This window comes from Acinetobacter sp. YH12072 (genome assembly GCF_013419565.1).
Lineage (GTDB): Bacteria > Pseudomonadota > Gammaproteobacteria > Pseudomonadales > Moraxellaceae > Acinetobacter.
Genome location: NZ_VOZV01000009.1, coordinates 110,983 through 118,488, shown reverse-complemented (window position 1 = coordinate 118,488; position 7,506 = coordinate 110,983). Strand labels below are relative to the sequence as shown.

7 protein-coding genes are annotated in these 7,506 nt (G+C 41.6%); all 7 read right to left on the bottom strand.

Going from position 1 to position 7,506, the window contains the following annotated elements; all coding sequences use genetic code 11:
* A partial coding sequence (locus FTU19_RS05830; protein ID WP_180057735.1) for a transposase occupies nucleotides 1–262 on the bottom strand: 262 nt, incomplete at its 3' end.
* Nucleotides 263–576: 314 nt separating this feature from the next.
* Complete coding sequence (locus tag FTU19_RS05825; protein ID WP_004786199.1) at nucleotides 577–1,272, bottom strand: methionine ABC transporter permease; 696 nt, start codon at nucleotides 1,270–1,272, stop codon at nucleotides 577–579.
* The gene (locus FTU19_RS05820) at nucleotides 1,269–2,294 is read right to left on the bottom strand and encodes a methionine ABC transporter ATP-binding protein (RefSeq protein ID WP_034170305.1); all 1,026 of its coding nucleotides are present in this window, start codon (nucleotides 2,292–2,294) and stop codon (nucleotides 1,269–1,271) included. Before FTU19_RS05820 ends, FTU19_RS05825 begins: the two co-directional genes overlap by 4 nt.
* 72 nt (nucleotides 2,295–2,366) lie before the next feature.
* Complete coding sequence (locus FTU19_RS05815) at nucleotides 2,367–3,242, bottom strand: MetQ/NlpA family ABC transporter substrate-binding protein (RefSeq protein ID WP_005235248.1); 876 nt, start codon at nucleotides 3,240–3,242, stop codon at nucleotides 2,367–2,369.
* 540 nt (nucleotides 3,243–3,782) lie between these two features.
* Complete coding sequence (locus FTU19_RS05810; protein ID WP_180130376.1) at nucleotides 3,783–4,322, bottom strand: GNAT family N-acetyltransferase; 540 nt, start codon at nucleotides 4,320–4,322, stop codon at nucleotides 3,783–3,785.
* A 127-nt stretch (nucleotides 4,323–4,449) separates the two neighbouring features.
* Nucleotides 4,450–5,733 carry a phosphoribosylamine--glycine ligase gene (gene purD / locus FTU19_RS05805; RefSeq protein ID WP_180130374.1) on the bottom strand — a complete coding sequence of 428 codons (1,284 nt, stop codon included), beginning with the start codon at nucleotides 5,731–5,733 and terminating at the stop codon, nucleotides 4,450–4,452.
* A gap of 158 nt (nucleotides 5,734–5,891) precedes the next feature.
* Nucleotides 5,892–7,466, bottom strand: coding sequence for a bifunctional phosphoribosylaminoimidazolecarboxamide formyltransferase/IMP cyclohydrolase (purH, locus tag FTU19_RS05800; RefSeq protein ID WP_180068496.1), 1,575 nt, complete (start codon nucleotides 7,464–7,466; stop codon nucleotides 5,892–5,894).
* Nucleotides 7,467–7,506 lie beyond the last annotated feature (40 nt).

Genomic DNA, 7,506 nt, shown 5'->3' with positions numbered 1-7,506 from the left:
TCCACTCCATATCGGGGCATGAGGCTAGTAATTTGAATAATCTAAGTAACTTACCGCTGCTTGACCAACGATTAAAACGTTTGAAAATAGAGTTTGAATGACCAAAACAAGAAGGAATATCTCGCCACGGACAACCTGTCCTAATTCTATAGAGAATAGCTTCAATAAAATTGCGTAAATTTGAGTTGTGGTGAATGGATAAATTACGCAGAATAACTTTCAACTTTTGCCAGTGTTGATCTGTCAGCATGGTACGAGGCATAGCGAATAGTAAAATTGGGTTTGGCGATTTGATTTTACTACTTCGCTATTTTTTTTAAGCTAAAAGTGTCAACACACCCTAGTTATGCCTTACTTTTGACGGGCCAAAAGTAACAAAACCCCTCGTTGATCTGATGGCACTTCCTGAGCAAGCTTTAAGCATTGCTTTAAAGCTTGTGTAAGACAGATCAACGGCAGCATCCATGCTGCTAAGCCATGTATCAAATGTTCGCTTCGATGTTTAAGATGCAGATATTTTTATGGGTAGAAAATAAAACCCTCAAAAAGAGGGCTTTATTTACTTAGGAATTTAGCTTAACGAAGTCGCGATAACCAGTCGCCAACACTTTGTACAATCTGCACCAGAATCAATAAGACAATCACGGTCATGATCACCACAGATGTATCAAAACGCTGATAACCATAAGAGATCGCTAAGTCACCAATACCACCAGCACCAACGGCACCCGCCATTGCGGTTGCACCAATCAGGCTAATGGTTGCTGTGGTCAGGTTCAGAATCAGTGAGCTACGTGCTTCTGGCAGAATAAACTTAAAGATAATCTGCATTGGTGTTGCACCCATGGCTTGTGCAGATTCGATAATCCCCTCATTCACTTCTAGCAGAGAAGTCTCGACTAGACGACCAATATAAGGACCGACATAAATAGTCAGAGGCACAATCGCTGCCCAAGTACCAATTGATGTTCCGACCAAAAACTTGGTTAGTGGAATCACTGCAATCAGCAGAATAATAAAGGGTAGGGAACGTAGTGCATTCACAATCGGGTTTAGAGCATGATAAATCACACGGTTTGGCAGAATCCCGTTTGGGCGAGTGACAAGTAAAATGATCGCCTGAATAAAGCCCCAGATACAGCCAAACAGCATTGCGAAGAACACCATGTGAAAGGTTTCTTGCAGTGCAGTAACAAACTGATCCATCGATAGTGAACTTTTCCAGAATGGCGCAGTAATAGTGGTCAACCACTGTACAATTAAGTCTCTCATTCTTGTACTCCTGCTTGATCTACTTGTACGCCGTTATCTCTCAGATATTGCATCGCTGCTGTGATTTGCGCTGGATCGCCTAAGAGCTGAATAAACATCTGGCCAATCACCGACCCATTAATTTCTGTCATATTGGCAAACAGGATATTCAAGCTGATATCAAACTGTTTGATCACACCCTGAATCACGGTTTCCTGCGCTGAGCTGCCCAGGAATTTTAAACAATAAATACTGTGATGATTCTGATTTTCCAGATTTGCCAGAATATTTACTGGCAAGTTCTGCTGGAGTACAGTTTGAATGAAGTTTTTCGTCGTTGGATGCTGAGGTTGACTAAAGATCTGCAGGGTAGAACCGGTTTCAATCACATCACCTTTTTCCATCACGGCCACATAATCGCACACGGTTTCGATCACATCCATTTCATGGGTGACCATGACAATGGTAATGCCTTGTTCCTGATTAATGCGTTTCAGCAATTGCAGTACGGATTTAGTCGTTTGCGGATCTAGAGCAGAAGTTGCTTCATCACACAGCAGAATTTTCGGATGATTCGCGAGGGCACGCGCAATACCGACACGCTGCTTTTGACCGCCTGATAACTCGTCCGGAAAAGCATGACGCTTATGTTTCAGGTCAATAAAATCCAGCAGTTCTTCGAGACGTTTTTCCCGTTCAGCTTTACTCCAGCCAAGCAACTTCATTGGCATTTCGATATTGGCAGCCACTGTTTTAGTCTGCATTAAGTTAAAATGCTGGAAAATCATGCCGATCTGGGTACGTTCCTGACGCAATGATTTGGCATCCAAAGCAGTAAAGTCCGTGCCATTGATAATCACCTGACCAGAAGTAGGGCGTTCAAGCAGATTAATTAGGCGGATCAGGGTACTTTTACCGGCACCACTATAGCCAATAATGCCAAAGATACTGCCGGTTGGAATCTGTAAATTAATCCGATTCAAGGCACGTAAGGTTTGACCCTTGAGCTCATACTGTTTGGAGATGTCTTTAAATTCAATCATAGTGTCAAATACTGCATCAAGAATAAAAAAACAGGCAAGAAATCTTGCCTGTTCTGAATATTGATTATTGTATTACTTTTCTTCGGTTAAATAAGTCACTGGTTTATTTACAGCAACTTTAGTACCACCGAAGTGTTCATCAACATAGGCTTTCACAGCAGGAGTATGATACAACTGGCCAACTTTTTGAAGTACAGGATCATTTTGACGGTCAGCAGCGACAGCTAAAATGTTAACATTCATTTTAGTACTTTGATCAATCGCTTCGTAATAGATCGCATCTTTCAATACGTTCAGACCACCTTCCATTGCCAAAGTATTACCTAGAACAATCGCATCTACTTCATCTTTCACACGGACTGCAGTCGCCATTTGAATTGGCTTGATGACAATCTGTTTCGCATTTTCAGTGATGTCAGCAGGCGTACCTTTTACCAGGTCAAAGTTTGGTTTAAGTTTTACCAGACCCGCAGATTGTAAAAGTAACAATGCACGTGATTCATTCGCGCCATCGTTAGGAATAGCAATTGTCGCACCTTGCTTAAACTCTTCAACTTTTTTCACTTTGCTTGAGTAAATCCCCATTGGCTCAAGATAAGTCGTAGAAAGTGGAGCGATCTTTTGAGTATTGGCGTCGTTATAAGCCACCATATAGGCATAAGACTGGAATGCGTTAACATCAATTTCTTTGTTGGCAACCGCAGTGTTCATCGCAACATAATCAGTGAAGTTTTTCACATCAAGTTTGATGCCGGCTTGTTTAGTTTCAGGCAAAGTTGAAATGTAGCGCCATACGTCAGCATCTGAACCAGTGGATGCCATAGTAACTGTTTGAAGTTCACCTGAGTCTTTGTTTTGTGCTGCGTCCGTTGCAGGCGCTTCTTGTTTTCCGCATGCAGTTAGTGTCAATACAGATGCACTGAGTAAAACGCCAAGTAGCTTTTTCATAAAGATGTCCTAATTCTCGTGTTGCCTAAAGTATATGCATTTTAAGGTCATGTTAAAGTGGAGTTTTATTACACTTTCATCTGACCCTGGATCGATGTCGCATGTGGCTCCGGCAGGGAAAATGCAAATGTACTGCAACAGTTCACGTTAATTCGATCGGGTCAGAGTTCACCAAACCACTATATCGGTTTTCTATTTGGAGAGAGTAAATAGAGATTTTATAAAAGATATAGTCAAATTTGGTGCTCTGAATGGGCGCAATCATAGCAATTATTATTTATTCGATATAGTGGATAAAAACTATCTACTTATCTATTTAGTAGAATATATATTAGATGAAAATGATTAAAATATTAATGAATACAATATATTATTTTTATTGAAGATAAATCAGAATTACATATCGCTTAAAGATTGATCTTTATAAGATTTTATCCAATAGAAATCATAAAAATGAATAAACATAGGTAAATCTACTAGCTCATTGAGCTACTGAAAAATCTTTTTTAATGAATGGTTAAGGAGGATTTAAGTCGACTCTTATTTACTTGAATAATTGCTTTGATTAATTTCATACAATACATGCCAACATAAAGGATGATCCTTAGGCAAGCGTGGATGCTGAAATTCTTGAGTCTTTACCATGCCTATCTTTTTCATCACCGCTTCGGATGGTGTATTGACTGTGGCAGTGAAAGATACAACTTTATTCAAACCTAAAGTATTGAATGCGTAATCCAATACTGCGCGAGCACCTTCAGTGGCATAACCTCGATGCCAATATTTTTTGGCAAGACGCCAGCCAATTTCAACACAGGGTGTAAACTCAAACAGATCAGGCTGCGGTTGCAGGCCAATAAAGCCAATAAATTCTTTAGTCTCTTTTAGCTCAACTGCCCATAAACCCCAACCATACTGATCAATCTGTTTAGTTACTTTTTCAATAAATTGTAGACTTTGTTCAGGTGTCAGTAGGCTGGGAAAATAACGCATAACTTCAGGATTTTGCCCCATAGCAATAAAAGCTGGATAGTCCGATGCTTGCCAAGGTCGAAGGATGAGGCGTTCTGTTTCTAACATTTCTAAAAATGGAGTTTAGTGATCTAGCTATTTATAAAACTATAAAGCCAAGCATGAGTAAAGTTGAAATTCTTCACTATAAAAAAACCCCGCATTCAGCGGGGTTTTTATTTAATCTAAATATAGATTAAGCATTTTCACGCGCAATTGCACGGTAACCAATATCTTTACGGTATTGAACGCCGTCGAATGTTACTTTTTCACAAAGCTCTAATGCTTTCGCTTGTGCTTCACCAATGGTATTACCCAAAGCAGTCACACAAAGTACACGACCGCCAGCAGTGACAATATCACCATTTTCATTGGCTTTGGTGCCTGCATGGAATACTTTGGCATCAGTCATTTCAGTATCTAGACCTGAAATCACATCGCCATTGCTAGAAGTTTCAGGATAGCCTTTAGATGCCAGTACGATACCGACAGTTTTACGCTCATCCCATTCAGCTTCTGCAGGAAGATTGCCTTCAAGACCTGCTTGAACCAAATCTACCAAAGATGATTTTAAGCGCATCATGATCGGTTGAGTTTCTGGATCGCCAAAACGACAGTTGAACTCGATTACTTTTGGTTGACCTTTATCGTCAATCATCAAGCCTGCGTATAAGAAACCTGTGTATACGTGACCATCTTTTTTCATGCCTTCAACAGTCGGACGCATCACTTCATTCATGGTTTTTTCAAATACATCTGCAGTCACCACAGGCGCAGGAGAGTATGCTCCCATACCGCCAGTGTTCGGACCTTGGTCGCCTTCAAAAATACGCTTATGGTCTTGTGAGGTCGCCATTGGCAGGATGTTGTCGCCATCAATCATACAAATGAAAGATGCTTCTTCACCAGCAAGGAATTCTTCAATGACTACACGAGAACCCGCATCACCAAATTTGTTGCCTGCCAGCATGTCATCAATCGCATCAAATGCTTCTTGATTGGTCATGGCAACAATCACGCCTTTACCGGCAGCAAGACCGTCAGCCTTGATTACGATTGGCGCACCATTTTTCTCGACAAATGCTTTAGCCGCATCGACTTCCGTGAACACGTCATAGAAAGCAGTTGGAATGTTGTGGCGTTTTAAGAAGTGCTTCGCAAATGCTTTAGAGCCTTCCAGTTGTGCAGCAAATTGCGTTGGACCCCAAATTTTTACCCCAGCTGCACGGCAAGCATCCACAACACCATTTACAAGCGGTGCTTCTGGACCAACTATAATCAGTTCAACTGCATTATTTTTGGCAAAATCAATAATGGCAGGGTTGTCGAGAATGTCTAAAGCGACATTTTCACATTTATTTTCAGTTGCAGTACCGGCATTACCTGGCGCTACAAAAACTTTTGTAACTTGATCGTCTTGTGCGATTTTCCACGCCAATGCATGCTCACGACCGCCACTACCCAAAACTAAAATGTTCATCTAAAAATCCCTCAAAGAATAGAATCCCTCCCAACCTCCCTTTAAAAAGGGAGGGGTATCGCAAATAAAAACACAGTTCTATGATGCGAAAAGTCCCCCTTTTTACAAAGGGGGATTTAGGGGGATTAATAAATACGACTTCTAATTAATTTAGTTAATTAGTGACGGAAATGGCGCATGCCAGTGAACACCATTGCAATACCAGCTTCGTCAGCTGCAGCAATCGTTTCTTCGTCACGCATAGAACCACCCGGTTGGATAATGCATTTGATACCAGCTTTGGCAGCGTTATCAATACCATCACGGAATGGGAAGAATGCGTCAGACGCCATGACTGCACCTTCAACCACAAGACCTGCATGTTCAGCTTTGATTGCAGCAATACGAGCAGAGTTGACACGGCTCATTTGACCTGCGCCCACACCAATGGTTTGACGATTTTTCGCATAAACAATCGCGTTAGATTTCACGTATTTAGCAACTTTCCAAGCGAAGATCATGTCATCGATTTCTTGTTCAGTTGGAGCGCGTTTAGTCACAACTTTCAGGTCATCTTTAGTGATCATGCCCAAGTCTTGATCTTGAACCAATAAACCACCGTTTACGCGTTTGTAGTCAAGCTGTGGAGCACGTTCGTTAATTGCTGGAAGTTCACCACATACGAGTACACGTACGTTTTTCTTCGCGCCAGTCACTTCAAGTACGCCGTCAGCGATGCTTGGTGCAATGATCACTTCAACGAATTGACGATCCACAATTGCTTGTGCAGTTGCAACGTCTAATTCACGGTTGAATGCAATGATGCCACCGAATGCAGATTCAGGGTCAGTTGCATAAGCAAGATCATAAGCAGCTTTGATGCCGTCTAGAGAAACTGCAACACCACATGGGTTCGCATGTTTTACGATCACGCAAGCAGGTTTCGCAAATGATTTCACACATTCAAGTGCAGCATCAGTATCCGCGATGTTGTTATAAGAAAGTTCTTTACCTTGTAGCTGCTTAGCAGTCGCAACAGAAGCTTCTTTTGCAGCAGGATCTACATAGAAAGCAGCAGACTGATGCGGGTTTTCACCGTAACGTAAGTCTTGAGCTTTGTTTAATTGAGTATTGAAAGTACGTGCAAATTTGTCTGCCTGACCTTCTTCTTTACCTACGCGAGCGCCTAAGTAAGATGCGATCATACCGTCATATTGAGCAGTATGTTCGAATGCTTTAACCGCAAGGTCAAAACGGGTAGCATAAGATAAAGCACCTTCAGCTTTAAGCTCAGCAATTACAGTTGCATAGTCAGCAGCATTTACTACGATACCAACAGACGCGTGGTTTTTCGCAGCAGCACGAACCATTGTTGGACCACCGATGTCGATGTTTTCAATTGCATCAGCTAGTGAACAGTTTGGTTTCGCTACAGTTGCAGCAAATGGATACAGGTTAACAACGACAAGATCGATCGCATCGATGTTGTGTTCAGCCATCACAGCTTCGTCTAGACCACGACGAGCCAGGATGCCACCATGAATTTTCGGATGTAGCGTTTTTACACGGCCGTCCATCATCTCTGGGAAACCAGTGTGCTCCGAAACTTCTACTACAGCAACATTATTGTCTTTCAACAATTTGTATGTACCACCTGTAGATAAAATTTCTACCCCAAGAGCAGCAAGGTCTTGTGCAAATTCCACAATACCGGTTTTATCGGAAACAGAGATTAAAGCGCGTTTAATAGTCATGATCTTCGTCACAGTTACCAAGGAACAGATTAAATCTAAA

Bases quoted from the DNA above. Each gene is read 5' to 3' on its own strand.
- FTU19_RS05825 (WP_004786199.1), bottom strand. From the start codon at position 1,272: ATGAGAGACTTAATTGTACAGTGGTTGACCACTATTACTGCGCCATTC.
- FTU19_RS05820 (WP_034170305.1), bottom strand. From the start codon at position 2,294: ATGATTGAATTTAAAGACATCTCCAAACAGTATGAGCTCAAGGGTCAA.
- FTU19_RS05815 (WP_005235248.1), bottom strand. From the start codon at position 3,242: ATGAAAAAGCTACTTGGCGTTTTACTCAGTGCATCTGTATTGACACTA.
- FTU19_RS05810 (WP_180130376.1), bottom strand. From the start codon at position 4,322: ATGTTAGAAACAGAACGCCTCATCCTTCGACCTTGGCAAGCATCGGAC.
- purD (WP_180130374.1), bottom strand. From the start codon at position 5,733: ATGAACATTTTAGTTTTGGGTAGTGGCGGTCGTGAGCATGCATTGGCG.
- purH (WP_180068496.1), bottom strand. From the start codon at position 7,466: ATGACTATTAAACGCGCTTTAATCTCTGTTTCCGATAAAACCGGTATT.